Genomic DNA, 24,842 nt, shown 5'->3' with positions numbered 1-24,842 from the left:
TTGGCAAGGCTGTCAAAAGCAATTTCAACTACGGCTTAATATTTTAGTGAGTTGATTTTTATTCATCGTTTTTACATAACTTTGCAATGGTGCTGGGTCAGTGGCTAAAAATAAGACGTCGTAGTCTGCTGCTAATAATTTTTCCAAAAAGTCGATGAAATCTTGCTTGGCTAAGGTTTGCAATGCTAGCTGAATTTGGCTGGTTAAGCTAAATTGATAATCGCCTTGCCCCAAGGCCAGCCATAAGCGTTTGGCACGGGCACTTAAACTGGTGTCGCGCTCGGCCAGCTGTGCTAACAAACCTTGTTTAAAAGTACAGAACTCGTCATTTTTCAGTTGTTGTACCTGCTGCAAAAATTCCCGAAAGAACGTTACCGTTGCGTGGTATAGCGTCGGGGCAGGGTGATTGGGTGATTGAATATAAAAAGCTAAGCCAGGTAATGTATTGATAGGCACATAACCCGTACCCACTAAATACCCCAGCTGTTGCTCGGTTCTAAGTTGGTGAAAATAACGTGGTGACATTACGTGATTGGCTAGCATAAAACAGGCCATTTGCCCGGCGCTTTTTTCTTGTGCTGCCAGATAGATAACCAAGGCATGATCACTTTGCTCATCATTAGCACTTTTCAGCCATACCGGACCCAGATTGGCAATGCTATGCTGGCGGGCCGGTATAGCACTGCCATAGCTTGCCTGTTGCTGCTGCCATTGCTGTAATAATAGTTTTAAGTATTCAGCTGCGGATGCTGGCCAGTTGCCAACCAATAAGGCTTCGAGATGTTGATGTTGTAATAATTGCTGTTGAAATTGTTGGAAATGCGCAAAGCTTAGCTCTTGCAAGGTACTTTCTAACAGCGCTAGCTCTGGATTTTGCGGCTGTAACAAAGCGGATAATTGGCTAAATAACTGGGCAACAGGTTTATTTTTACTGCTGTTTTGCCAATGCCGGCAAAGCTGTTGTTTAAGCTCTGTAAAACGTTGTTCGCTAAAGTTGGGATCAGGTAATTGTTGTAGAATATCAGCCAGCAATTGCAGTTGATTCGCTGTAAGACCTGAAGTCTGGATGCTCACCCCCTGGCGATGTACATGGATATAGTAATTTAATCCCGCCGTGGTTGCCGCATAAAGTTGCTGGTTAAAACGATCTTGCACCAGCTCCACCCAAAGACGACATGCGGCAAGTTGTACAATAGTTTGACAACTATTGGGTAAGGTTAGCTGCAAAAAGATATGGCCTTTGGGGGTTTGAAAATCAGTATCTGCTTTATGCCAGATGCTTAGTGAGGTTTCATTAACGAGCTGTTTTGCCACCGTCATATGAGCTGATAACGGTAATAAGCTGACTTCGGTTTTTAAGTAGCGATTAGGGGCTGGTAAACGCAGCGCTGTTTTAGCTGCTTGCGTGCTAAGCTGCAATAACCAGGTTTGGGGTAGTGACTCAATACTATAGGGGGTGTGGTACCAACGCGCTTCTTTATTAGTGGGCACATCATCAGCGATGAGCATTAGGCGCATATTATCACTGCGCAAATAGCCAAGCAGTTGTTGATATAATCCCTCTGGAGGCAGCTCCATCCGGTAATCACCATAGATGATATCGGCAACCGGGTAGTACTGCATATTCAGCGATAGATCGGTGGCAGTTTGCAACGCGGTGGTCGGTTCATAAAATTGAAACGACCAGTTAAGTAAGCGTTGTCGTTCTAAAAAGAGGGCTTCAGGAAAGGGCGCCTCTGTTAGCAAGCGCAATTTACTAAACAGTGCCGCAACAATATCCCGATAGTGTGCTTTACCCGCCGCCGTCAGCTCAAAGGCTACGGTGAAATCTTTATAGTTACTACCATCTATACCGCCACCAGCACTGAGCTGATTAACAAGTTCACGACTTTTCAAATACGCTAGTAGCGAATGCTCGCCTTCATCACCCAATAAATGAGCAATAAAACTCACCAGCTTATAGGGATACCAAGGATGGATATCCGGCATGGCAAAACTAACAACCAAGCGGCTGCTACTCTTATGAGGCTTGATATTAAGCTGTATTCCTTGCTGCTCCGCTAAATAAAGCGGCGTCGTTAAAGCGGGCTTAGCCGGCAGATGCTGCGGTAAATCTGAAAAATAATCCGTAGCCAGCTGCGCTAACTTGGCCAGTGGTTGATTCCCCACCAAACACAGAGTCATCCTGTTGGCACTGTATTGCTCTTGATAAAAGCGCTTTACGGCCTGCTGCAGGCTGTCATTGGGTAAATCAGCCAGTGTTTGTGCGTTACCGACAGAGAATTTAGCAAAGGGATGTGCTGGGTTAATGCTTTCTTTATGTACTTGATAAATGCGGCGACTATCGTCTTTAAGCTTCATCGAAAACTCAGCCTCTATCGATTGCCGTTCTTTTTCAACATAACTGGCGGTAAACAGGGGCGCGCTAAACATATCTGCAAATCGGGCAAGGCCGCCATTAAAGCTATGATGTTCAATATCAAAATAAAAATGGCTATGCTCAGTGCCTGTCCAGGCGTTATGGCTGCCACCATGCTCACTGATAAAGTGCTGAAAATCTCCGGCATCAGGATAATTTTTAGACCCCAGAAATAGCATATGCTCTAAAAAATGTGCCAACCCTTCACGTTCTGAAGGATCATCAAAATGACCAACATTAATCGTCAGTGCCGCCGCGCTTTTTTCGCTATCAGCCTGATGTACCAATACCACCTTCAAGCCGTTTGCTAGCACCAGGTATTGGTATTGTTTTGGATCATTTGGGCTTTTAATGAGCTTAGCGTGCTGCAAAGGGGTTCCTTAATTTATCCGGATGCTTATCAGACCAAAGTTTGATAGCGATAAGTAATAACCAAGCGCTATCTTATGCTTTAATAGCAGTTACACTGTCGAAAGACTTTCTTTATCATAGCGCACTATTTTCACCTGTCGCATGCTTATTTGATAAACAGCGGACGGAACGGGACAGACACAGCAGTATGGTAACATTTTTATGATAAACGTCGTCATCATGCGACATGGCGAGGCACAGCCCCTGGCAGCAACAGATAGCCAGCGCACGCTCACTGAACATGGTCGTCACGAAGTGCAACAAATGGCGCTTTGGTTCTCAGAGGCCTACCCTGCTTTTGATTATGTCTGGGTAAGCCCCTATGTTAGAGCCCGTGAAACGGCAGCGCTGATGTTAGAGAGATTACCGCAAGGTGCCAAACTTGAGGTTTTGCCTGAGTTGGTGCCAGAGGCTTCTGCAGTAAAACTGCAGCAGCGACTGGATCTGTTGCTCGCCGCAGAGCCCGATGCCAGAGTTTTGATGGTCTCTCATATGCCATTAGTCAGCTTTTTAGTCGAAGCGTTTACCATGCCGGGGCAAGCACCTATTTTCAGTACTGCGTCACTTTGCTGTATTGGTTACACCACGGCACGAGGGGGCAAGCTACTTGAACGCAACTCGCCGTTAGAATTGAGTTTATTGCAGCCGGTATAGTATTAGCGTCTGGTAAGTTCGCGAAATTGCTGTTCGGTGCTTTGGTTAATTTTCAGTAATAGCAACAAGGCGCCATGTTTACCCCAACTGCGTGGGGCGGTGTGAAAAGCCCGCACATTGGGGTGCTGAATAAGCCAGTTTGGTACCTTGCGGGCTAAAATCCCCAGCCCTTTACCATGCACCACACAGGCGCAGTTAAGTTGCTGTTGCTCACAGTAGTTAAGTAAACCGGCCAGTTCGGTTTTCGCTTGTTGCGCCGTCATGCCATGTAAATCCAGCACCACTTGCGGTTCAAGTTCACCCCGGCGTAAGCGCCCGGCCAAATGCGGATCATCGCCATTTTGCACATAAGATAATGTACCTTGAGTCTCAGCAAAAACTTCAAACTCATCAGAAAAAAAGAACAGCTTTTCAGCAGTTGAGCTGTTACTGGTCGCTGCAGGGCGTTTTTGCTTGCTGCGTTTCACAACTGGCGCTATCTTGTCTTGCTCAAGGGGGCGGGTGCCGGCAACAAAGTCGCGAAACAGCGCCAGATCGTCCGGATCCGGTGGGCTAGTTTGCAATTTTGCTACTGTGTGAGCAGGGGAGTGCTTTTTCTGCATGCGCGAACGTCTAATCAATATTATCTAAATTCTGGAGTGCAGCATACCATGACTGAGCAGCCGCTATCACCTTTTGATCCTGAGCAACTACAGCATACGTTGACCGATTTGCTTACGGTGCATGATTGGCTGCGCTGGGCCGTCAGCCGCTTTCATCAGGCGGGTGTGTACTTTGGTCATGGTACTGATAATGCCTGGGATGAGGCTGCCGTACTGTTAGCGCATGTCTTATATTTACCCCCTTTGACCGATGATAAGTTATTGAGCGTTAAGTTAGATAAGGCTGAACGCCAGGCTTTTGTTGCAATACTACAGCAGCGTATTGAGCAACGTATACCGGCAGCTTATCTGACGCATCAGGCTTACTTTTGCAATTTGCCTTTTTATGTTGATGAGCGGGTGCTTATTCCACGCTCACCTATTGCTGAGCTGATTAACGACAAATTTGCCAATGTATTACCTGCGGGCACTGCACCAACACAGATTTTAGATCTGTGCACTGGCTCGGGTTGTATTGCTATTGCTTGTGCCTATGCCTTTCCAGACGCGCAGGTCGATGCGGTAGATATCAGTGAAGAGGCGTTAACGGTAGCCGACCTGAATATTAGCGAACATCAGCTACAGGAGCGGGTCTTTCCAGTATTATCCGACGGTTTTAGCGCCCTTAACGGCCAGCAATATGATTTGATTGTTACAAACCCGCCTTATGTCGATGCTGAGGATATGGCGGACCTGCCCGATGAATACCGCCATGAACCCGAGCTGGGTTTGGCCTCTGGCCATGACGGTTTAGCCTTAACCCGGCAAATTTTGCGCGATGCGGCTTCGCATCTTAGCGACAACGGCATTTTAGTTTGTGAAGTGGGCAATAGTATGGTTGAATTGCAGTATAGATATCCAGACGTCCCATTTCGCTGGTTAGAATTTAAAGCTGGCGGTTTAGGGGTATTTACACTGAGTAAGCAGGACCTTATCGACAATCAGCATTGGTTTGAATAAAACCTGCGCTTGGTTTATGGCGCTGGTAGCAAAGACGGAGCCTAGCCAATAAAGGTTCAAGCATAAAGATGACAGGAAATAGCGATGGCAGGTAATAGCATAGGGCAACTGTTTAAAGTCACCACCTTCGGCGAAAGCCATGGCCCGGCGATAGGGGGCATCATTGATGGTTGCCCGCCAGGGATGACACTCACTACAGAAGATTTACAACTGGACTTAGACCGGCGTAAACCGGGGACCTCGCGCTATACCACCGCCCGACGTGAAGAAGACTCGGTCAAGATCCTCTCTGGCGTCTTTAACGACACGACTACGGGTGCCAGCATTGGTTTATTGATTGAAAACACCGATCAGCGCTCGCAAGACTACTCCACTATACAGGCCCAATTTAGACCTGGGCATGCCGACTATACTTACTGGCACAAATTTGGCTTGCGTGATTATCGTGGTGGTGGTCGCTCGTCTGCGCGTGAAACCGCTGTTAGGGTAGCGGCAGGCGCTATCGCGAAAAAGTATTTAAAAGAGCACTGTGGTATTGAAATTCGCGGTTATCTGGCACAGCTTGGGCCGATAAAAGCTGAGCAATTACAGTGGGCAGAAGTTGAAAATAATGCTTTTTTCTTTCCAGATCCCACTAAGCTAGAAGCGCTGGATGACTATATGCGCCAGCTAAAAAAAGCCGGTGATTCAGTTGGTGCCCGCGTTAATGTGGTGGCAACAGGGATGCCGGTGGGCTTGGGTGAGCCCGTATTTGACCGTTTAGATGCCGACGTTGCCCATGCCATGATGAGTATTAACGCGGTAAAAGCGGTGGAGATAGGGGATGGTTTTGCGGTGGTGGAACAATTGGGCTCTACTGGGCGCGATGAACTAACCCCAACGGGGTTTAGTGCCAACCATGCAGGCGGCACCTTAGGCGGTATTTCCAGCGGTCAGGATTTACTGGTCAGTATGGCGCTTAAACCCACCTCCAGTATCAGTATTCCGGGTAAAAGTATCAATACGGCGGGGGAAGTGGTTGATATCGTTACTAAAGGCCGGCACGATCCCTGTGTAGGTATTCGTGCGGTACCGGTAGCCGAAGCGATGTTGGCTATCGTGTTACTCGATCATCTGCTGCGCCACAGAGCACAAAATGCCGGTGTGCAGGTGAGTACGCCGGATATTGCCGCCATAGCACGACAACAACAGCTAGATTAACGAGAAACCTTTGCAAAGATTATCTGCTAAGCCAGCCTTGTCGCTGGCTTATTTCGCTTATTTTGGGGTACTGGGCATTTTTGTGCCCTATTTTGGTTTATTTTTGGATGGCCGGGGGTTCGACTCTGCGCAAATTGGCTTATTACTGGCGCTGGTTACCGCTACCCGTATTGTCGGTCCTGCCCTGTGGGGAACGCTGGCTGACCGTACCGCAGAACCACTGCGTATTATGCGTTTGGGAGCCGCTATAGCCATTCTGGCCTGGTTTAGCAGCTTTATTGATGCCGGTTTTTGGCCGTTACTGCTGGGTTTTGCCTTTTTTAGCTTTTTCTGGACCGCCATTTTACCGCAATTAGAAGTCTGTACCTTCCATGCTTTAAATGATGATGCCGGTGCCTATAGTAAAATTCGTACCTTTGGCAGTGTTGGCTACATTATTTTAGTGATGCTTGGCGGCTGGCTTTATCAGCAGTTTGGTAGCGAGTTTATGCCTGCTACTGCCACCTTGTTTTTGTTATTACTGTTAGTCAGCCTGTTAAATTTGCCTGCTATGCCGGTTGCACCAGCAAGTTTACAGCGCAAGATGTCTTTTACTGAACTGTTTTCCAGTAAGGTGCTCTGGCTCTTTATGGGGGCGGCCTTTTTATTACAAATGAGTTTTGCTCCTTTTTATGGTTTTTTTACGTTGTATAGCCGTGATTTAGGCTACAGCGGCACGGTCACCGGGCTTTTTATCGGCGTAGCAGTGTTAGCAGAGATCGTGGCATTCTATTACGCTGGTGCTATTTTAAACCGCTATCGTTTTCGTAGTTTGTTGGCACTTTGTTATGGTTTAACGGTGGTGCGTTGGTTAATGGTGGCCTTTTTAGCGCATTCGCCACTGGCTCTGGCGCTTAGTATGCTACTGCATGCTGGTAGCTTTGCTATTGCCCATAGCTGTGCCATGCAGTTTATTCAGCAGTTTTTCCCAAAAGCACAGCGTGGTCGCGGGCAGGCGTTTTATGCCGGTATTATTTATGGCGGCGGCGGGGCGCTCGGGGCATATATTGCTGGTATTAGCTGGCAGAATGGCGTGGGTGCCAGCCAAACCTATGTGCTGGCGGCTGTGGCTGCCTTTTTTGCGATGCTGTTAGCCATTAGCTTACCGCGACAAATGCCGCGGGCAGACTAAGCTTTATATTGCGAAGGATCGCGAAGCGTCAGGCGTCAACGGCTAAGCCAGTTTAACAGTGCGCGAAACAGCGGGCGGTTAAAAGGCGGATAGATAAAGCGGCTGCTGCTAAAGCGGCCTTTTTTATGGATAGCTTTTAAGTGCGAAAAACGCTTAAAGCCCTCGGGGCCATGATAGTGCCCCAAACCAGAAGGGCCCACCCCGCCAAAGGGTAAATCATCCTGTGCTACATGTAATAGCGTGTCGTTAATACACACGCCACCCGCCTGAACTTGGGTAAGTACCTGTTGGATCAGCTTTTGCTCATCGCTCATCAGATAGAGCGCCAGTGGTTTTGGTCGCTGCCGAATATAGGTCAAGGCCTCTTCCATACTGTTGTAAGGAATAATGGGCAATACCGGGCCAAAGATCTCCTCCTGTAGTATTAGACTGTCAGCAGGGGCATTTAACACCAATGTGAGTGGCATTATCCTGTTGCTGGTTGTATCAGCTTGAGCACAAGGGATAAGTTCAGCACCTGCAGAATGCGCCTGTGCCAGTAGCTTTTGTAGACGTTGATATTGCCGCTCATTTATCACGGCGCTGTAATCTTTGCTATTTGGAAAATCAGGGTAAAACCGCTGAAAATCTGCTTGTAATTGCGCAACCAATGCTTGCTGCATGGCTTGTGGCACTAACACATAATCTGGCGCCACACAGGTTTGACCGGCATTGGCTGTTTTACCAAAAAGTAAGCGTTCACTAATACGGGCAAGGTTTGCATCAGGCGCTATTAACACTGGGCTTTTACCGCCCAGCTCTAGGGTAACAGGAGTAAGATTGACCGCTGCCGCTTGCATCACTTTATAACCTACCGCTGTTGAACCGGTAAAGAGTATGTGATCAAAGGGCAGTGCCGCAAATTGAGCGGCAACAGCGGCATCGCCTTCGATAACAGTGACGCAATCGCCCAGCGCCTGTTGACAGAGGGTGCGTAGAACAGCATTGGTGGCAGGAGTAAACTCAGAGAGTTTTAGCATAGCCTGATTACCGGCGGCAATGGCAGCCATCAGCGGCCCCAGCGCCAGAAAAATAGGATAATTCCAGGGAACTATTATGCCGACAACACCCAATGGTTGAGCCAAAACACTATTACTGGCAGGAGCAAAGGTGTAGTGCACCCGGCGCTTTTCTGGACGCATCCATTTTTTTAGGTGCGCTAATTGATATTTTAATCCTTGCAGACATGGCGTTATTTCTAACAGACGTGTTTCATCGACACTACGATGACCAAAATCAATTGAAACGGCCTCACATAAAGCAGAGGCGTGCATTTTTAACGCCAGGGTAAGTTGTTGTAGCCGTTGTTGCCTGAGGCGGAAACTTGGGTAGGGCTCTGCATAAAAAGCGCGCTGTTGCTGGCTAAACTGCTCGGTGATAGACGGCATAAAGTTTCGCTTCTGATAACTAATACAGGCTCTAATGTAGAGCAGTGTTGTTGCTGTTGCAACAGCCCTATTGGCTGTTCGGTTGGTTATGCCTGCGTTGTCAACACTGGGCAAGGTGCTGCTTAGCAGGTACAATGCGCGCATTGAAAATCCAGCTTGTAATCTAAAACAAGCCGTTTGGACACGTATCGGTATGACAAAGCAGTTTCGGTTAGGACTTATTATTAACCCGCTTGCCGGTTTAGGGGGCAGCGTTGGTTTAAAAGGTAGCGATAATTTAGCAGATCAAGCGCTGGCGCTAGGTGCTCAGCCCATGGCAGAACAGCGTGCAAAAATTTGTTTAAGCCAATTATTGCCGCTGCGCGATAAGGTACAGATTGTCACGGTAGCCGGTGAAATGGGCGAAGCGTTGTGTCGGGAACTAGGGTTTGACTATATATGTTGTTACACCCCCGAAAGAATACCTACACAAGCCGCTGATACCGAGCAAGCCGCGCGTGTCATGGCTGCAGAAGGTGTCGACCTGTTACTGTTTGCCGGTGGAGATGGTACTGCCCGCAATATCTGTAGCATAGTGGCTGCGAGCACCACGGTACTGGGTATCCCCGCAGGCTGTAAAATTCACTCTGGCGTTTATGCCATTTCACCGTTAGCCGCAGGTAAACTATTAGCAAAGCTAGTTGCCGGTGAGTTGGTTAGCCAGCAAGAGGCTGCGGTAATGGATATTGATGAAGCCGCCTTTCGTGACGGTGTGGTGAAGGCGCGACGCTATGGTGAAATGCGGATACCCGCCGAACTGCGTTATGTACAAAGTGTTAAAATGGCGGGTAAAGAATCTGAAGAGTTGGTGCTGGATGACTTAGCTGCCTATGTGGTGAGCCAATTGGAAGATAACGTACGTTATGTGATGGGATCCGGTTCTACCGTCGCCGCCGTGATGGCTGAGCTTGGCTTAGACAACACCTTATTAGGTGTCGATGTCGTCGAAAATGGCCAATTGCTGGCTAAAGATGTCACCGCCAGCCAATTACTCGAGTTGGTAACAGGCTATCCCAGCAAACTCATCATGACGTTAATCGGTGGTCAGGGCCATGTGTTTGGCCGCGGTAATCAACAACTATCACCTGCGGTGATTCGGGCGATAGGCCGCGATAATATTCTGCTGTTGGCCACAAAAACGAAATTACAACAACTCGCAGGACGGCCACTGTTAGCCGATACCGGCGAGCCGGCATTAGATCGTGAATTACAGGGGCTGCTCAGTGTACTGACCGGCTACAACGACTATGTGATGTATCGCCTTGGCTATGAGGATGACCATTAAAATGAATGATAATACCCAAACTGAGCGTTTTATTCAGCACGCGGCAGATTATTTTGATCAACTTGTACCTGTGGCGACCGACGACGAACTCTTTGCTGCTGGCTATTTGCGCGGCCATGTTGATTTAGTCGTCGGCACTTTACAGCTAACGGAGCAACCCTTTAGCACTGCTACGCTCATTGCACAGGTTGAGCGAAGCTTATCTGATGCTGTTGAAAAGGGTGAGCTCACAGCGTTGGATGAGCTGCAAGTTCGCACCGTTTGGCAGCAATTACAGCAGTCAGACAAGACTTTTGCTGCCTAATAGCGTACTATAAGTTTAATTTTTAACCCTGCTGGTATCTTGTTTCACCAGCCAAAAATAAGTGGACCTCATGTCAAAATTTACCACCTTAGAACAACACGCGAGTTACGGTATTGGTTTACAAATGGGCCAGCAATTAGCTGATCGCCCCTTTGATGGTTTAGATATTACGGCAGTGGCAGCAGGTTTAGCTGCAGCTTATAACGAGCAAGCACCAGAAGTGACAGACGAGCAAATTCGTGCCGCTTTCGGTGTGATTAGCGAGCGTATGCAAGCTGCTGAAGCCGAGAAAGCAGAAGCTTTAGCCGAAGCCGGTGAGCTGTTTTTAACTGAAAATGCTAAGCGTGCAGAAGTAACGGTAACAGCGTCTGGCTTACAGTATGAAGTTTTGGTTGCTGCTGAAGGTGAAAAACCAACGACAGCATCTACAGTACGTACCCACTACCACGGTACTTTAATCGATGGTACGGTGTTTGACAGTTCTTATCAGCGTGGCGAACCTGCCGAGTTCCCGGTATCGGGCGTTATTGCCGGTTGGACCGAAGCACTGCAACTGATGGCGGTAGGCTCTAAGTTACGTCTGTTTGTACCTCATAACCTGGCTTATGGCGAACGTGGTGCTGGTAATGCCATTGCCCCGTTTAGCACCCTGGTCTTTGATGTAGAACTATTGGCCATCCTGTAAAGGCTAATATGTTGCAGATTGAGCCGGACTAATGTCCGGCTTTTTTGTATAGCATTCGACTATCATCTAGTAAAATTATTTGCTGTTTGAAAGCGCTTTTTTATATTTCCATTATAATCAGATAGATCGCGATAACAATAAACAGCTTACCGAGAGCACTCTATGGCAAATTTAACTATCCAAACCCGAATTTTACTGCTGGCTTTATTACCCAGTACTTTGTTAGCAATTCTGCTAGTGAGTTTCAGCTTGTATCAGACTAAGCAACTTGGGCAGCAAGGTGTTGAAAGCTTTGAGGAAATGTTCCAGCAAAATCAACAAGCCGTTATTAAGAACTACTTACAACTTGGAAGGAGCGCGATAGCACATCTTTATAACGCACCTGATGCCAGCACTAACCCAGAAATTAAAGCTCAGGCACTCGATATTCTGCGTCAACTTCGTTTTGATGATAGCGGCAGTATGGGTTACTTCTTTGTGTATGATCAGCAAGGTATCAATCTGGTGCATGCCGCTAATCCGGCATTGCAGGGACGAAACCTGATGGATTTGAAAGATCCTAATGGCGTTGAAGTGATCCGCGGTTTATGGAACGCCGCCCGCAGTGGCAAAGGCTACCTCTATTATCACTGGAATAATGCTGAGACCAGCACCACCGATCCGAAACTCGGTTATGCTGAAGAGCTTAGTAAATGGGGGTTGATGCTGGGTACCGGTTTTTGGATAGATAGCTTAGATAAACAAGTTGCTATTATGCAAAACAGAGCGGATGAGTCTTTGACGACCAGCTTATGGAGTTCAGTAGGTGCGGCGACTATTGCACTAATTGCTATTATGTTATTGGCGCTGGTGGTGGTTCGCAGTATTATTTTGCCACTAAAATCGGCAGTAAGTGCGATGACCGATATTGCAGAGGGCGGTGGTGATTTACGGCATCGTTTAGCGGTAGAAGGACATGATGAATTATCACAGTTGGCGCAAGCTTTTAACCGCTTTGCCAGTCAGGTGCGCGATTTGGTTGCTCAGGTAGCAGGTTCTACTTCAACACTTAATTTAAGTGCGAACGATCTTAATAAAATTATGCGCCAGGCTGAACAAGGCGTGCAACGCCAGCAGTCAGAAAGTGATCAGGTTGCCACCGCGATGAACGAAATGGCGGCCTCTGCTACAGAAGTTGCCGACAGCGCTATGCGAGCGTCCAGTGCTGCCGCTGACGCTGAAGACCTTGTCGGTAATTCTAAACAAACCTTGCTAAAAACAGTGCGGGTTATCGATGGTTTAGCTGAGCAGGTTACTCATGGTGTATCGGTTATTGCGGATCTCAGCAAAGAATCTGACAGCATTGGTGGTGTGCTAGATGTTATTCGCAGCATTGCAGAGCAAACCAACTTACTGGCATTGAACGCAGCCATTGAGGCAGCGCGTGCCGGTGAAGCCGGTCGGGGGTTTGCGGTAGTCGCTGACGAAGTTCGTACTTTAGCCAGTCGTACGCAAAAGAGCACTCAGGAAATTCAGCAAATGATTCAACGGCTGCAAGCGGGCATCAAGGGGGCTATTGAGCTGATTAGTAACTTAAAGCAAAGCAGTCAAAGCAGTGTGGATGAGATCCGCCAGGTAGAGCTGGCGCTTAATCAAATTAGCACTGCAGTGAACACCATTAACAATATGAACGCGCAAATTGCCACAGCAGCAGAAGAGCAAACTCATGTTTCAGGGGCAATTAATGAGAACGTGCATCAAATTGTGGTGGTAATAGAGGAAACGGCTGAGGGTACCCGAAGCGCTTCTGCTACCAGCGAGCGATTAAATGCGCTGGCTACCGAGTTAGATCAATTGGTCAGTAACTACAAGGTCTGATCATGCTTAATGACGTAAACCCAGCTAACCAGCTGGGTTTACGGACATCAGATTACATATAAGGGTTTTTATTAGGTTTAGTAAATTGACTAAATAATACTAACAAACCCACCAGCGCATAGGCCGCTAAAATAAACCGACTCCACTCTGCCATCGTGAATCCTACAAATTGCCAATCGACTCCACCACAGGTACCGGTTACTGCAAATACTGCAGAAAACCATTTGTCTAAAGCCAACCAAGCTGGAAAATCGGCAAATAAAGCACAGGTAGTAAAACCACCGCTAGCAAGAATTTGTTCGATGTTTACCAGCTCTTGTGCTTGCAACGTGCCATAAATTGCCGCGGCTAACCAGGCTAAAATACCCATTATGCGCAGTAAGCTCTGACGTGGAGCACATGCGACCAGTATGGCTGCCAGTAGTACCCCAGCAAAGGCGGCTCGCACATAAATACATTTAATACAGGGCTGATAGTTGAGGCTATATTGAAAATATAAGCCTGTTGCCAGCAACAACAGGGCAGTTAAAGCCAAGAGTAGCCAAGGCCAACGTTTTACGGATAGAGATTTTAGCGCTCGAAACATAGCGATTTCCGCATGATATTGTTCAGGAAAGTCGACTAATCTAAGGTATTTCAAGCCAATACACAACCTGCTGTATGCTGCTCAAGTAAAGCGAATTTTACACGGTGACTTGTTAACTGCTTTGGCTCTGGTACAATCAGTGAATTATTTGCTGATATTAATGAGACGGATCGCTCCGCATGACCAACCTGATTAAAGCGCAAAGCCCTGCTGGCTTTGCAGAAGAGTACATTGTTGATTCTATCTGGAACGGTAAATTTGCCCCAGGTTCAATTTTACCAGCCGAGCGTGAATTGTCTGAGTTGATTGGCGTAACACGCACCACTTTGCGTGAAGTGTTGCAACGTTTAGCCCGCGATGGTTGGTTAACCATTCAGCATGGTAAGCCAACCAAAGTAAATAATTTTTGGGAAACCTCGGGTTTAAATATTCTGGAAACGCTGGCGCGTTTAGATGAAGAAAGAATGCCTGATCTGGTTGACGAACTGTTATCCGCCCGAACTAATATCAGCGCGATTTATATTCGTGGCGCAATAAAAACGCATCAACAACAAGTAATTGATGCGCTTACTGGCGCAGAAGCCTTGGCTGATACACCAGAAGCCTTTGCTGAGTTTGATTATAATTTAAACCATGAACTAGCCTTACATTCGTCTAACCGCATTTATGTGTTAATTCTTAACGGTTTTCGCGGTTTGTATAACAAAATTGCTCGTTTTTATTTTTCGCACCCAGCGGCACGTGAACTGGCACGGCGGTATTACGAGCAACTTAAGATGCTCGCCCAGGCCGGGAAACATGATGAAGTTGTGATGGCTGTGCGTAAATATGGTATTGAAAGCGGCAAAGTATGGTTAGAGTTGCGGCCACAGATCCCGCGCGATCTGATAGAGTAATTCCTGTTATGTTAAAAAAGGCCGCACATACTGATGGTATTGCGGCCTTTTTTATTTTTAAGCAAGCGCTGGGCGCTACAGACAAAGTGTTATAAGATATAGCTAATAGTTATAAAGCGTATTTGCGACCGGAAAAGAGGAATAAATATCATGTCTGCGCCTATTCAACGCGGTAGAACGCTCAGTGAAGTATACCTGGATAATAACGCTACCACGCCGGTACTTGCGAGTGCCGCGGCCGCAGTACTGCAAACTATGCAGCAAGATTTTGGTAACCCAAGCAGCAGCCATAGTACAGGCATTAAAGCTAAAGCTGCGCTGGAGCAAACCCGCAGTTTGGCTCGTTTGTTGTTAGGTGCTGATAATGGCGATATTATTTTTACCTCGGGAGCCACCGAAGGGATTCAAACCTCAGTTATCTCAGCGTTGCAAGCTATCCGGGCACATGGCTTGGCCGGGCCAGAGACGTTATTACTGTATGGCGCGACAGAGCACAAAGCCGTACCAGAAAGCTTAAAACATTGGAATACGCTGTTACAGGTAAATGCCACTATCGAAGCTATTCCTGTGCTCGATACTGGTTTGCTGGATTTAGATGCATTAAAAAAGCTACTGCCACGGGCGGCTTTGGTTTGTACTATGGCTGCGAACAATGAAACCGGCGTACGTCAGGATCTGCAAGCATTAGAGCAATTAATTCGCCAAATAAAACCGGATGCTTATTGGTTGGTCGATTGTGTGCAAGCTTTAGGTAAAATGTCATTGCAGCTTGCTGCTACAACTATCGATTATGCCCCTTTTAGCGGGCATAAGCTTTATGGCCCAAAGGGGATCGGTTTTTTATACGTTAGAGCCGGCGCTCCGTACCGACCACTGATTACCGGTGGTGGACAAGAGGGGGGGTTACGCTCTGGCACGGAAAACTTACCCGGGATAGCAGCATTAAATGCCATTTTTAGTGAGCTGTTAAAAACCGGGCCTAGCCAGTTTTGCTCAGAAGAGGTGCTGTGGCATTATCGAACGGAACTGTTAACGGCATTAAAAAAAGTGTTTCCTGCTTTGGTGTTAAATAGTGATGCGCCTTTCGTTATTCCAACCACTATTAATTTCTCGGTACCAGGTTTTTTTGCCAAGGATATCCTGGATTTATTCGATGCGGCAGGTATTAGGATCAGCTCGGGTTCTGCCTGTAGTTCAAAGGTAACCGGCAGTTTTGTGCTCGATGCAATGGGATTGGAGCGTTGGCGTAGCGAAGGTGCTATCCGTTTATCTTTTGGGCCAGCAATGACTGCAGCCGAATGTGCTGAGGCCTGTGCGCGGATCAGTAGTTTGGCGGCGGTAGTGCGTGAGCATTGTTTGGTGTTAACGGATACGGATCCACTGAATGTGCCCAGTGCTGATGGCTTATATCAGTTTAAATATGATGCTTGTTGTAGCTATCTGCTTATTTGTGCGAAAAGCCGCCAGGCAATTATTATTGATCCGGTGTTGCCGCTTGCCGAGCGTTTTGTCAATATTATTCAAGGGCAGGGATTGTCGTTGTTAGCGGTGTTGGATACACATTTGCACCAGACAACAAACCAGGCATCCGTTCTGCTACGCCAGTTACTTGCGCTTACAGCCCAGCAGGATCTGCTTGGTTGGCCTGTGGCACTAACTGAACTGCAGTTAGGATCTTACCAGTTAAAACGCCTTGCTACGCCAGGACACAGTGAGCATGCCTTTAGTTTTTTGCTGCATCATCAGGGTAAACTAAAAGCCGCCTTTGTTGGTGATCTTATATTACCGGGCGGCTTAGGACGTACTGATATGCCAGGGGGTAACGCCGCCGCCTTACAACAAAGCTTGCGCACACTAACACAACACTTATATCCCGACACCTTGCTTTTCTCCAGCCACGATTACGCACAGCGTTTTGTTACGACCTTGGAGCAAGCGGTGCGGGAAACCCCATTATTAGAACCTATTTTGGCTGGCAGCGCTTTAGATGCTTGGCAGCAAACCTTAAATGAGCAAGCGTTAGTATTGCAACAAGCCAGTTCGCACCTTTGTGGTTTGGTCGAAGTAAGTCCGCAGGACGCCATTGCTTTAGTGCAGCCAGTGGCGTTGATGCAACTGCTTGCGCAGCAGGATCTTATTGTGTTGGATGTGCGTGAGCCATACGAGCAAAGTGCCGGTGCCTTGATCCATTACCTACCCACAGCGGCTGAGGTATTGCAAGTTCCGTTATCGAGGCTTTGTAACGCAGTACTAGATGGCAAATTACAGCCAGAACAACCGTTACTCTTGGTATGCCGTAGCGGTAATCGTAGTTTGCTGGCTGCCAGGGTGTTACGTCGTTTAGGTTTTAGTCAGCTCTGGAATTTACAGGGTGGGGTAGCACTGCTGAGCTAAAAAGCACAACTCAGTGCTGGTTTGCAGGCTAAAAAAAAGCGCCGATAAAGTGTCGGCGCTAACGCTGCATCATCTAACAAAACACTAGTAAAAAAACTGTTGAAGTGGATTGAGTAAGCGCACCAAGCCTTTATTAAACTTCAATGGTGCACTTAATACCGATAAGCACAAGCAATCTTCATCCGCTTTGGTGTGTGGAGTATGGGTGTCGTCGGGAGAGTTAATTAACAAATCACCTGCGCCGTACTCGCCATTTTCATCGCAGATACGCCCACTTAACACTAAGGTTAACTCCATGCCCAAATGGGTATGGTTCGGTACTTCAGTGCCTTTATTTATGTATAACAAGGACACATGTAATTTATCGCCAGCGGGCAATTTTGCCGTTGCAATACCACCTAATTGCAACCACTTGCCATGTTGCTGCGCCATTCGGCTTAGTGCACGTGGAATTTTAAATTCGCGATTGTTAATGGTTACAGTAACCATCTCGCCTTGAACTCTTTTAACCGGCTTTTGTTGCGGAGCTTGCTCGGTAATAAAAGCCAGCATCTGCTCGAATTCGGTTTCATTATGACTTAATGCCGGCTCTAACTGTGCTAACTGGCTGCCATGATCATTATGCAGATCCTGACACAAGCGTTGGCAATGCGGGCACAAATCAATGTGTGTTGCTACTGCTAAGGCGACATCAGCGGATAACGTGCCTTCTACGTATTGTTCCATCAGCATCATGCCTGGATGATATTTAACTGCGTGTGTCATCTAATGCCTCTCTCAGCCGATCCAGAGCCAGTCTGATCCGTGATTTTACTGTGCCAAGTGGAATGTCTAACTCATCAGACACTTCCTGATGGGATTTTTCTTCAAGATAAACTTTTTGCATTACTAAGCGTTGTGCCGGCGGTAAACTGTCGAAATGCGGTGCAAGCTTTTCGCTTAGCAGCATGGTTTCCCATTTATCGCTGCTAGAGTCTTCTTGCTCCGGATAATCGCCGTCTGCCCATAGGTCGTCTGCGCTAATATCGTCTTTACGACTCTGCTTCTTACGTAGCATATCAAAACGTACGTTTCGTGCGATAGTAAAAATCCAGGTTGAGGCACAGCCGCGGCTAGCGTCAAACAAACTGGCTTTTTTCCACACATTTAACATGGTGTCTTGTACCATTTCTAATGCTTGCTGCTCATTGCCAAACATTTTCATACCAAAGGCTTTAAGCCGTGGTGCGAAGTAGCTAAACAACTCAGCATAAGCTGCTTTATCTGCGTTTACCGCAACAAAAGTCAGTGCATCTTCCCATTGGCCACTTCTAATATGTGGCTCGGCACTAATTGTCATACGGTCTGGCATCCTCGTCGTTACTCGCGAGTTATCATGATGCCCTGTCAGCGCGGTAGATTCCAACATATTTGTTCTTTCCCGGCGTTAAAGTGCTTGTTTTCGACTGTCACTTTATACGCGGACTAATTCTAGCTGGTTTAACTTTTTTTAAAATAAAAAATCGAATGATTTTGGCGATTTTTTGCGATTTATTTTCTATAAAATGCAAGTAATATAGCGACCATTGAAATCGCCAAAGGAGGCAATTTATGAAAAATGTTTTGGTTATAAAAAGTTCAATTAGTGGCGACAACGGCAAGTCAAATCAACTGATCGCGCATTTGTTAGCGCAGGGCGCTGCTACTAATGTTTCAGTCACTGAAATCGACTTAAATTTGAACCCGCTACCGCATTTAGAGATGAGTGAAATAGCGAGCTGGATGACAGCTGCCGCTGACAGAACAGCAGAGCAGCAGGCTTTGGCTGCGCACTCGGACGATCTTATTGCTAAAGTTACCGCAGCTGATGCGTTGGTTATCGGTGTACCTATGTACAACTTCGCTTTACCAAGCCAATTGAAAGCATTGTTTGATCGCCTGGCTCGGGCGGGCGTTACCTTTAAATATACCGAACAGGGGCCGGTAGGTTTACTGGCAGATAAGCCTGTAGTCTTTGCTCTGGCCCGCGGCGGCATTTATGCCAATAGCCCGGCAGACAGTCAGGTACCTTTTTTAAAGAGTTTCTTTAATTTTATTGGTTTAACGCAGTTGCATTACGTCTACGCGGAAGGCTTAAATATGGGGCCGGAATCAGCAGAAAATGCTTTAAGCAAAGCCCAAGCTGAGCTGTCGGAAATAGCGAAAATACTTTTTGCCTAAATTAGGTTAGCGTGTTTACAAAACCAGCCTTGGCTGGTTTTGTGCTTTTTAGCGTAAAGTAGCAGCATTGCACCGCATTGGGTTGCGTTATTTTGTTGAGCTTTGTATAACTTAGCCGTCTTTTGCAAAATAAGTATAAAACTATGAAAATCTTCCACAAAGCATTAGTCGCGCTGAGTATCAGCGCATTGTTCTGGCAAAGTGCGCCGCTTGCTGCCAAGGCTGAACCCCAAACCTGGAAACAAGATACCCTAACAATAAGCCAAGTATATGAAACTGATCCAGCTATTCGCTTAACCATGGAACAGATTATGGCCGATCCTGACTGGCTTGGTAGGCAACCTGAGACGGCATTCTGGGCACCAGATAGCAGTACGGTGTATTACCAGCGTAAACGCGAGGGTAGTGAGTTACGTGATTGGTTTGCCAAGCCTTTAGAGACAGAGGGAAACGGTGAACTGGTTAAACTGGCGCATTGGCACCAGATGGGGGCGCAGCAATTGGTATATAGTGCTGATCGTTCTAAAGCGGCCTATGTATTTGAAGGTAATATTTTTGTATTACAACAGGGCGAGTTATTACAGCTAACACGCACTAACAGCAGCCAAAGCCGGCCGCAGTTTTTACTGGATGGCCGTTTAGTTTACCAGCAAGGCTGGGATTTTTTTGCGTATGACTTTAGCACAGGCAGCCATACTGAGCTGGTCAGTTTAAAAACAGACGATGCACCTAAAGCGCCTGCGGTACCTAATGGCTATCTGGCGCAAGAACAACACAAGCTTATTGAATACGTCGCCCTGCAGCAGCGTAATCAAAGCGAGCGTTTTGCAGCGCAGCAACAATTACGCGCTGAAAATACCAGCATGGCAACGGCTGCTATTTACCTTGGCAAAGGACAACAAATTGTTGATGCCAGTTTATCCCCCAACGCGAATTTTATTATTCTGGCAACCCGTAAACAAAGCCCGCGTAATGAAAAAGATATTATGCCAAATTATATTACCGCTAACGGTGATATTGCTGCGCAGCCAGTTCGCGCCAGGGTGAATGATTTTAAACCTGAACCGCAAAAACTGATACTGATTGATTTAACCAACGGTAGCCGGCATGAGCTTAGCTACACGGCATTACCAGGCTATAACGAAGATGTTTTGGCTGAGGTAAAAGCAGAAAACGCTAAAGCGCGTGGTGAGCGTTATAAATCGGAAAAAGTTATTCGTGATATCGGCCTGATGACCGACTGGTATTGGAGCCAAAGTGCAATGCGCTGGCATGCCAATGGAAACCAGGTCGCCGTAATGCTAAAAGCGTTCGATAATAAAGATCGTTGGATCGCTACTGTTGACCTAAAGCAGAAAAAGTTGCTGCCGCAGCATCGTTTACACGATAAAGCCTGGGTTAATTATGCTTTTAATGACTTTGGCTGGTTAAACAATAGCGAAACGCTGTATTTCCTATCGGAAGAGAGTGGCTATTCTCACCTTTATACCAAAACGCTTAACAGTAAAAACGCCAATAAGTTAACTGCTGGCACCTTTGAAGTGAGTAACCCTGTGCTAACGCACGATGACCAGTATATTTATTATACGGCCAATACGACGCATCCTGGTATCTACAATGTCTATCGTCAGGTACTGGCAACAGGTAAAACTGAGCAACTGACTAATTTATTGGGTAGTACAGAGTTTACGCTGTCGCCGGATGAGCAAAAACTATTGCTGCGTCATTCCACTAATCTGATGCCGCCTGAGTTGTTTGTTGCGGATGCAACGCCCGGTGCCAGTATTCGGCAGTTAACTAATACTATCTCAGCAGAATTTCGCCAATTACCTCTGCTTGCGCCGCAGGTTGTCGCGGTGCCATCCAGCCATAGCTCACACCCGGTATTTAGCAAAGTATACTTACCAGAAAACTACCAGGAGGGTGAGGCACGTCGCGCAGTAATTTTTAATCACGGGGCAGGCTACTTACAAAACAGCGATCTGGGATGGTCAGGCTATTTCCGTGAGTTCTTATTCCACAATCTGTTAGTACAGCAGGGCTATGTGGTCATGGACATGGACTTTAGAGCGTCAAAAGGCTATGGCCGCGACTGGCGTACTGCCATTTACCGCCAGATGGGAACACCAGAAATTCAAGATTTGGTAGACGGTGTTGATTGGCTGGTAAAAAATGCCAATGTCGACCGGAAGCGGATTGGAACCTATGGTGGTTCTTATGGGGGCTTTATGACCTTTATGGCATTATTTAAAGAACCTGATCTATTTCAGGCAGGCGCAGCTTTACGGCCAGTCAGCGATTGGGCCTATTACAACCACCCATATACTTCGAACATTCTGAATACACCAGATATCGACCCAATCGCCTATGAGCGTAGCTCACCCATATACTTCACTCAGGGACTAACCAAGCCCTTATTAATCAATGCCCCGATGGTCGATGACAACGTGTTTTTTCAGGACGTAGTGCGTTTGGTACAGCGGCTAATTGAACAGGAAATCATTCACTTTGAAACAGCAATATACCCGGTAGAACCGCACGGCTTCCGTCAACCAAGCAGCTGGTTAGACGAATATCGCCGCATCTACAAACTATTCGAACAAAACCTCTAACACCTATCCACACAACTCCGGTACCGGTACGACCTCTGAGCTCTTACCCGTACCGGAGAGCGGTGTATAACTGAGTGTGGTGTATAACTATTTATCCACACAACTCCGGTACCGGTTCGACCTCTGAGCTCTTACCCGTACCGGAGTTGTGTGGATAACTTTAGTGGTTTGGCCAATGGCCGTTACTGCTAACGAAGTCTGTGTCGGCGACAAAAGTGAGTGGTTGTTGATTGTATGGCTGGAATAAACTCAGTTCTGCTGCGTGAAGTAACAGGCGCGGCGCTGCTTGATGCACTGATTCAGGGGCATAAAAAGTATCTCCCAGTATTGGATGACCCAGTGCTGCCATATGTACCCGTAATTGATGTGAGCGACCGGTAACGGGTCTCAGCTCTACTAAGGTACGCTCAAGATGATCTTTGCTACTCTCCTGCAACACGCGGTAAGCGGTTTCTGCCGTTTTTCCCTCTGCGTGCACTTGCTGGGTAGGGGGATTGAGCGGATCTGCTCTAAGTGGCAGCGTTATAATACCTTCCTTGCTAGTCATCAGGCCCGCAACCACCGCCAGATAACGCTTTTTTACCAGCCGTTCTGCAAACTGACGTTTTAGCTCACGCTCCGCTTTACGCCTTAGGGCAAAAACCACCACCCCTGAAGTGCTAAGATCTAACCGATGTACCAACAAAGCTCCAGGGTAGGCTTGTTGCACCCGGCTTAGCAACGAATCCGCTAATGCCTCACCGCGACCAGGGTTAGTTAAAATACCACTTGGCTTGTTAACTACGAGTAGATCTCTATCCTGATATAGAATGACCAGCGGCAGTTGTGGTGGGTTATATACAAAAGAATTTGCCATGATAGGGTGGAAAACCTTTGCTGATGATTTTTGCAGGCAGCTTAGCGGATTTTTGGCTGCTGACAATGCTTTTTTACGGCATAATGCCGGGTGTTTGAGTAAGCATTGAGAATTAGTATGTCTACCGCTTTAGATGATCTGGTTATTTTGCCTGCCAGCACCCAAGCCTATGAAATTCATTATCAGGATGATGTGCTGCTTGTCGTTTCTAAGCCAAGCCACCTGTTGACGGTGCCTGGGCGACATCCAGAAAACAGGGACTGCTTAATTAGCCGGGTACAGCGTGAGTTTCCTTCGGCACAGGTTGTGCATCGTCTGGATTACGATACATCAGGTTTAGTTGTCTTGCCTTTAACGAAAAAAGCCTTGTCTGAAATTAGTAAACAATTCCAGGCACGCACGGTGCATAAAGAATATCAGGCGCTTGTGACTGGGCAAGTTCCATTGGCAGGTGAAATTGCGTTGCCCATAGCTGCAGATGCTGATAACAGGCCCTTGTATAAAATTTGTCAGCATACAGGTAAGCCCTCACTTACTCGTTATCAACGGCTAAGTTATGATACTGAGCGCAATGTTTCGCATGTACTATTGCAACCTGTCACGGGCCGGTCACATCAATTACGTTTGCATTTAGCGGCTATTGGCCATCCAATCATCGGGGACACATTGTATGCCGCAGGGCCCGTAGCGCAAGCAGCCAGCCGTTTGCTGCTCCATGCCTGGCAAATTAGCTTTAAGCACCCACTAACAGCGGTTTCACTCAAGGTAACACTGCCGCCGCTATTCGAGCACTAGCGGGTAGCGGCTGCATTAATACGCTGACACCTTGGGCCGCAGGATAAACGCTAAAAGTAATTGGCAGAGCTGTACCTGGCAAGGTAAAGCTCAGCTGTTCAGTTTGTTGCTTATAGAAAGAACGTTGAATGGCTGTAATTAACGGGCTAAAATCTTTGCCTGCTACATAACAGACTTCAGAGAGTAACTTACCGGGCCCTGGTTGCTTACAAGCCGCTAAAAGCTCCGCTGCACTTTGATTTAAATAAGTAAAGCGAAAATCCTGATCAAGAGTAAAGAAACCATCAGTAATGCTCCCTAACGTTTGATAGAGTGATTGTTTTAGCTGATCGGCTTTTAGCCATAATGCCTTTTGTTCGCTAATATCCATGGCGGAGCCAAACCAATACATTACCTCACCGTCATCATTAAAAATGGGCGATGCAGAGGTAAGGTGCCAAAAATAATTGCCATCTTTGCTTAAGATCCTAAACTCTACCTTATAAGGTGTTTTAGTTTTAACAGCATGTTGCCAAATCTCGATGGTAGTGGCGCGGTCATCAGGATGTAAAATATCCAACCAATCGGCCACAATCGTTTTAGTGTCACGGCCGCAAAAGTTAGCAAAAGTAACAGAAGCAAAGTCGACTATCCCTTCAGCAGTTGCTGTCCAAACTTTCACTGGTAAACTATCGGCAAGTTGCATAAAACGCATTTGTTGCTCAGCGAGCAAAGAGGCCTTTTGGTAATTTTGCTCAATATTTTGTAATAGCCCCCTTATCAATTCGGGGTTGTTAGGGTCTGGATACGCTACAATTTTCACCCAGACAGGGCTGGCGGCCTCTTGATGTAATTTAGTTTCTAGCGTTGTGGCTTTTTGCTGTGTGACACTGAGCTGCAAATTCTGTTTAATAAAACGTTGAGACTTCTCATCAAAGCAGCAAATAAATTGCTCTAGTGTGAGCTCTTGCGCAGTGATCCCCAGCAATTGTCTGCTGGCTTCATCCAGCGTGACTATTTTTCTATGGTCATTCAAATACCAATGACTTAATGCCGCCACAGCACTCGCTAAATTTAGATCGAGCTTGGACTGTTGTTCTTGCAAATATTGCCGCTTCTGCTGCTGTTGTGCCTTAATCGCCATTAGCCCCAGACACCATAACAACAGTATTGCCAGTGTTGCCAACAAACGATTAGCCAGAATATAAGCACCAGAAAAGCCCTCTGGTGCAGCTGGAGACACCAAATAACCCAGCCAGAGACTGCATATTGAGAGTACACTTATCGTATGCAGTAATCCCAGGCGACCGGTAAGGCTGGCTAATACAACTAACGGGGTAAAAAGCACACCATGCGCAAAACCTAGCTGGGTTTGACTATCGGCAAAAAACACCAAAAATACCGCACTAACCAATAAGGGGCTAGTGGCACGATGGTACTTGAAAAAATCACTAAACGCCGGCATTCATACC

Annotated in this window: 21 protein-coding genes; 13 read left to right on the top strand and 8 right to left on the bottom strand. The window is 47.0% G+C overall.

Translation table 11 applies throughout. The features are described 5' to 3' along the window. Positions 1-24: 24 nt before the first annotated feature. The gene (locus tag IE163_RS08930; RefSeq protein WP_189432358.1) at positions 25-2,790 is read right to left on the bottom strand and encodes an insulinase family protein; all 2,766 of its coding nucleotides are present in this window, start codon (positions 2,788-2,790) and stop codon (positions 25-27) included. A 202-nt stretch (positions 2,791-2,992) separates the two neighbouring features. Between IE163_RS08930 and sixA the strand changes: the two genes are divergently transcribed. Further along, positions 2,993-3,484 carry a phosphohistidine phosphatase SixA gene (gene sixA, locus IE163_RS08925; RefSeq protein WP_189432356.1) on the top strand — a complete coding sequence of 164 codons (492 nt, stop codon included), beginning with the start codon at positions 2,993-2,995 and terminating at the stop codon, positions 3,482-3,484. 2 nt (positions 3,485-3,486) lie between these two features. On the opposite strand, the gene smrB is transcribed toward sixA, so the two are convergent. Continuing rightward, positions 3,487-4,047, bottom strand: coding sequence for an endonuclease SmrB (smrB, locus tag IE163_RS08920; RefSeq protein ID WP_229833499.1), 561 nt, complete (start codon positions 4,045-4,047; stop codon positions 3,487-3,489). Between the two features lie 87 nt (positions 4,048-4,134). Between smrB and prmB the strand changes: the two genes are divergently transcribed. The 3 genes from prmB to IE163_RS08905 all read left to right on the top strand — a co-directional run bounded on the left by prmB (position 4,135) and on the right by IE163_RS08905 (position 7,456). Continuing rightward, positions 4,135-5,085 carry a 50S ribosomal protein L3 N(5)-glutamine methyltransferase gene (gene prmB, locus IE163_RS08915; RefSeq protein WP_189432351.1) on the top strand — a complete coding sequence of 317 codons (951 nt, stop codon included), beginning with the start codon at positions 4,135-4,137 and terminating at the stop codon, positions 5,083-5,085. A gap of 84 nt (positions 5,086-5,169) precedes the next feature. Next, positions 5,170-6,285 (top strand): chorismate synthase, encoded by a 1,116-nt coding sequence (aroC, locus tag IE163_RS08910; protein ID WP_189432350.1) that lies wholly within the window; start codon positions 5,170-5,172, stop codon positions 6,283-6,285. A gap of 10 nt (positions 6,286-6,295) precedes the next feature. After that, positions 6,296-7,456: an MFS transporter gene (locus IE163_RS08905; RefSeq protein WP_189432348.1), complete on the top strand. Its 1,161-nt coding sequence runs from the start codon at positions 6,296-6,298 to the stop codon at positions 7,454-7,456. Between the two features lie 35 nt (positions 7,457-7,491). On the opposite strand, the gene IE163_RS08900 is transcribed toward IE163_RS08905, so the two are convergent. Next, positions 7,492-8,883: a coniferyl aldehyde dehydrogenase gene (locus IE163_RS08900; RefSeq protein ID WP_189432345.1), complete on the bottom strand. Its 1,392-nt coding sequence runs from the start codon at positions 8,881-8,883 to the stop codon at positions 7,492-7,494. A gap of 193 nt (positions 8,884-9,076) precedes the next feature. On the opposite strand from IE163_RS08900, the gene IE163_RS08895 reads away from it, so the two are divergent. The 4 genes from IE163_RS08895 to IE163_RS08880 all read left to right on the top strand — a co-directional run bounded on the left by IE163_RS08895 (position 9,077) and on the right by IE163_RS08880 (position 13,053). Next, the gene (locus IE163_RS08895) at positions 9,077-10,207 is read left to right on the top strand and encodes an ATP-NAD kinase family protein (RefSeq protein WP_189432431.1); all 1,131 of its coding nucleotides are present in this window, start codon (positions 9,077-9,079) and stop codon (positions 10,205-10,207) included. 1 nt (position 10,208) lies between these two features. Continuing rightward, positions 10,209-10,511, top strand: coding sequence for a YfcL family protein (locus IE163_RS08890; RefSeq protein WP_189432343.1), 303 nt, complete (start codon positions 10,209-10,211; stop codon positions 10,509-10,511). 70 nt (positions 10,512-10,581) lie between these two features. Then, positions 10,582-11,196, top strand: a complete 615-nt coding sequence (gene bamJ / locus IE163_RS08885) for a BamJ family beta-barrel-assembly machinery protein (protein WP_189432342.1) — start codon at positions 10,582-10,584, stop codon at positions 11,194-11,196. 162 nt (positions 11,197-11,358) lie between these two features. After that, positions 11,359-13,053 carry a methyl-accepting chemotaxis protein gene (locus IE163_RS08880; protein ID WP_189432340.1) on the top strand — a complete coding sequence of 565 codons (1,695 nt, stop codon included), beginning with the start codon at positions 11,359-11,361 and terminating at the stop codon, positions 13,051-13,053. A 52-nt stretch (positions 13,054-13,105) separates the two neighbouring features. Here IE163_RS08880 and dsbB read toward each other — a convergent pair whose 3' ends face one another. Then, a complete protein-coding gene (dsbB, locus tag IE163_RS08875) occupies positions 13,106-13,693 on the bottom strand; it encodes a disulfide bond formation protein DsbB (RefSeq protein WP_229833498.1) in 588 nt (195 codons plus the stop codon). Between the two features lie 125 nt (positions 13,694-13,818). Between dsbB and fadR the strand changes: the two genes are divergently transcribed. Beyond that, positions 13,819-14,535 (top strand): fatty acid metabolism transcriptional regulator FadR, encoded by a 717-nt coding sequence (gene fadR / locus IE163_RS08870; protein WP_189432338.1) that lies wholly within the window; start codon positions 13,819-13,821, stop codon positions 14,533-14,535. Positions 14,536-14,685: 150 nt separating this feature from the next. After that, a complete protein-coding gene (locus IE163_RS08865; RefSeq protein ID WP_189432336.1) occupies positions 14,686-16,929 on the top strand; it encodes an aminotransferase class V-fold PLP-dependent enzyme in 2,244 nt (747 codons plus the stop codon). A gap of 84 nt (positions 16,930-17,013) precedes the next feature. Here IE163_RS08865 and IE163_RS08860 read toward each other — a convergent pair whose 3' ends face one another. Both IE163_RS08860 and IE163_RS08855 read right to left on the bottom strand, forming a co-directional pair. Then, on the bottom strand, positions 17,014-17,694 hold the full coding sequence (locus tag IE163_RS08860) for a ChrR family anti-sigma-E factor (protein WP_189432334.1): 681 nt from the start codon (positions 17,692-17,694) through the stop codon (positions 17,014-17,016). Continuing rightward, positions 17,678-18,268, bottom strand: a complete 591-nt coding sequence (locus IE163_RS08855) for a sigma-70 family RNA polymerase sigma factor (protein WP_189432412.1) — start codon at positions 18,266-18,268, stop codon at positions 17,678-17,680. Before IE163_RS08855 ends, IE163_RS08860 begins: the two co-directional genes overlap by 17 nt. 251 nt (positions 18,269-18,519) lie before the next feature. Here IE163_RS08855 and IE163_RS08850 point away from each other — a divergent pair, with 251 nt between their 5' ends. Continuing rightward, positions 18,520-19,128 carry an FMN-dependent NADH-azoreductase gene (locus IE163_RS08850; RefSeq protein ID WP_189432333.1) on the top strand — a complete coding sequence of 203 codons (609 nt, stop codon included), beginning with the start codon at positions 18,520-18,522 and terminating at the stop codon, positions 19,126-19,128. Between the two features lie 143 nt (positions 19,129-19,271). Further along, positions 19,272-21,740, top strand: coding sequence for a S9 family peptidase (locus tag IE163_RS08845; protein ID WP_189432332.1), 2,469 nt, complete (start codon positions 19,272-19,274; stop codon positions 21,738-21,740). Positions 21,741-21,900: 160 nt separating this feature from the next. On the opposite strand, the gene IE163_RS08840 is transcribed toward IE163_RS08845, so the two are convergent. Further along, entirely contained in the window at positions 21,901-22,596 is a 696-nt protein-coding gene (locus IE163_RS08840; RefSeq protein WP_189432331.1) for an RluA family pseudouridine synthase, read from the bottom strand. Between the two features lie 117 nt (positions 22,597-22,713). Here IE163_RS08840 and IE163_RS08835 point away from each other — a divergent pair, with 117 nt between their 5' ends. Further along, positions 22,714-23,391, top strand: a complete 678-nt coding sequence (locus tag IE163_RS08835; protein WP_189432330.1) for an RluA family pseudouridine synthase — start codon at positions 22,714-22,716, stop codon at positions 23,389-23,391. On the opposite strand, the gene IE163_RS08830 is transcribed toward IE163_RS08835, so the two are convergent. Continuing rightward, positions 23,357-24,835 (bottom strand): PAS domain-containing protein, encoded by a 1,479-nt coding sequence (locus tag IE163_RS08830; protein WP_189432329.1) that lies wholly within the window; start codon positions 24,833-24,835, stop codon positions 23,357-23,359. The genes IE163_RS08835 and IE163_RS08830 overlap by 35 nt on opposite strands. Positions 24,836-24,842: the final 7 nt, after the last annotated feature.

The organism is Alishewanella longhuensis (assembly GCF_014653435.1).
Lineage (GTDB): Bacteria > Pseudomonadota > Gammaproteobacteria > Enterobacterales > Alteromonadaceae > Alishewanella > Alishewanella longhuensis.
This window is presented reverse-complemented; position numbering and strand designations above follow the sequence as displayed.

What these genes read in the sequence shown, in the direction of transcription:
- fadR (WP_189432338.1), top strand. Translation starts at nt 13,819, where the DNA reads ATGACCAACCTGATTAAAGCGCAAAGCCCTGCTGGCTTTGCAGAAGAG.
- IE163_RS08895 (WP_189432431.1), top strand. Translation starts at nt 9,077, where the DNA reads ATGACAAAGCAGTTTCGGTTAGGACTTATTATTAACCCGCTTGCCGGT.
- IE163_RS08850 (WP_189432333.1), top strand. Translation starts at nt 18,520, where the DNA reads ATGAAAAATGTTTTGGTTATAAAAAGTTCAATTAGTGGCGACAACGGC.
- aroC (WP_189432350.1), top strand. Translation starts at nt 5,170, where the DNA reads ATGGCAGGTAATAGCATAGGGCAACTGTTTAAAGTCACCACCTTCGGC.
- IE163_RS08835 (WP_189432330.1), top strand. Translation starts at nt 22,714, where the DNA reads ATGTCTACCGCTTTAGATGATCTGGTTATTTTGCCTGCCAGCACCCAA.
- IE163_RS08830 (WP_189432329.1), bottom strand. Translation starts at nt 24,835, where the DNA reads ATGCCGGCGTTTAGTGATTTTTTCAAGTACCATCGTGCCACTAGCCCC.
- IE163_RS08860 (WP_189432334.1), bottom strand. Translation starts at nt 17,694, where the DNA reads ATGACACACGCAGTTAAATATCATCCAGGCATGATGCTGATGGAACAA.
- bamJ (WP_189432342.1), top strand. Translation starts at nt 10,582, where the DNA reads ATGTCAAAATTTACCACCTTAGAACAACACGCGAGTTACGGTATTGGT.
- IE163_RS08880 (WP_189432340.1), top strand. Translation starts at nt 11,359, where the DNA reads ATGGCAAATTTAACTATCCAAACCCGAATTTTACTGCTGGCTTTATTA.
- sixA (WP_189432356.1), top strand. Translation starts at nt 2,993, where the DNA reads ATGATAAACGTCGTCATCATGCGACATGGCGAGGCACAGCCCCTGGCA.
- prmB (WP_189432351.1), top strand. Translation starts at nt 4,135, where the DNA reads ATGACTGAGCAGCCGCTATCACCTTTTGATCCTGAGCAACTACAGCAT.
- IE163_RS08865 (WP_189432336.1), top strand. Translation starts at nt 14,686, where the DNA reads ATGTCTGCGCCTATTCAACGCGGTAGAACGCTCAGTGAAGTATACCTG.
- IE163_RS08890 (WP_189432343.1), top strand. Translation starts at nt 10,209, where the DNA reads ATGAATGATAATACCCAAACTGAGCGTTTTATTCAGCACGCGGCAGAT.
- IE163_RS08900 (WP_189432345.1), bottom strand. Translation starts at nt 8,883, where the DNA reads ATGCCGTCTATCACCGAGCAGTTTAGCCAGCAACAGCGCGCTTTTTAT.
- IE163_RS08845 (WP_189432332.1), top strand. Translation starts at nt 19,272, where the DNA reads ATGAAAATCTTCCACAAAGCATTAGTCGCGCTGAGTATCAGCGCATTG.
- IE163_RS08855 (WP_189432412.1), bottom strand. Translation starts at nt 18,268, where the DNA reads ATGACAATTAGTGCCGAGCCACATATTAGAAGTGGCCAATGGGAAGAT.
- IE163_RS08840 (WP_189432331.1), bottom strand. Translation starts at nt 22,596, where the DNA reads ATGGCAAATTCTTTTGTATATAACCCACCACAACTGCCGCTGGTCATT.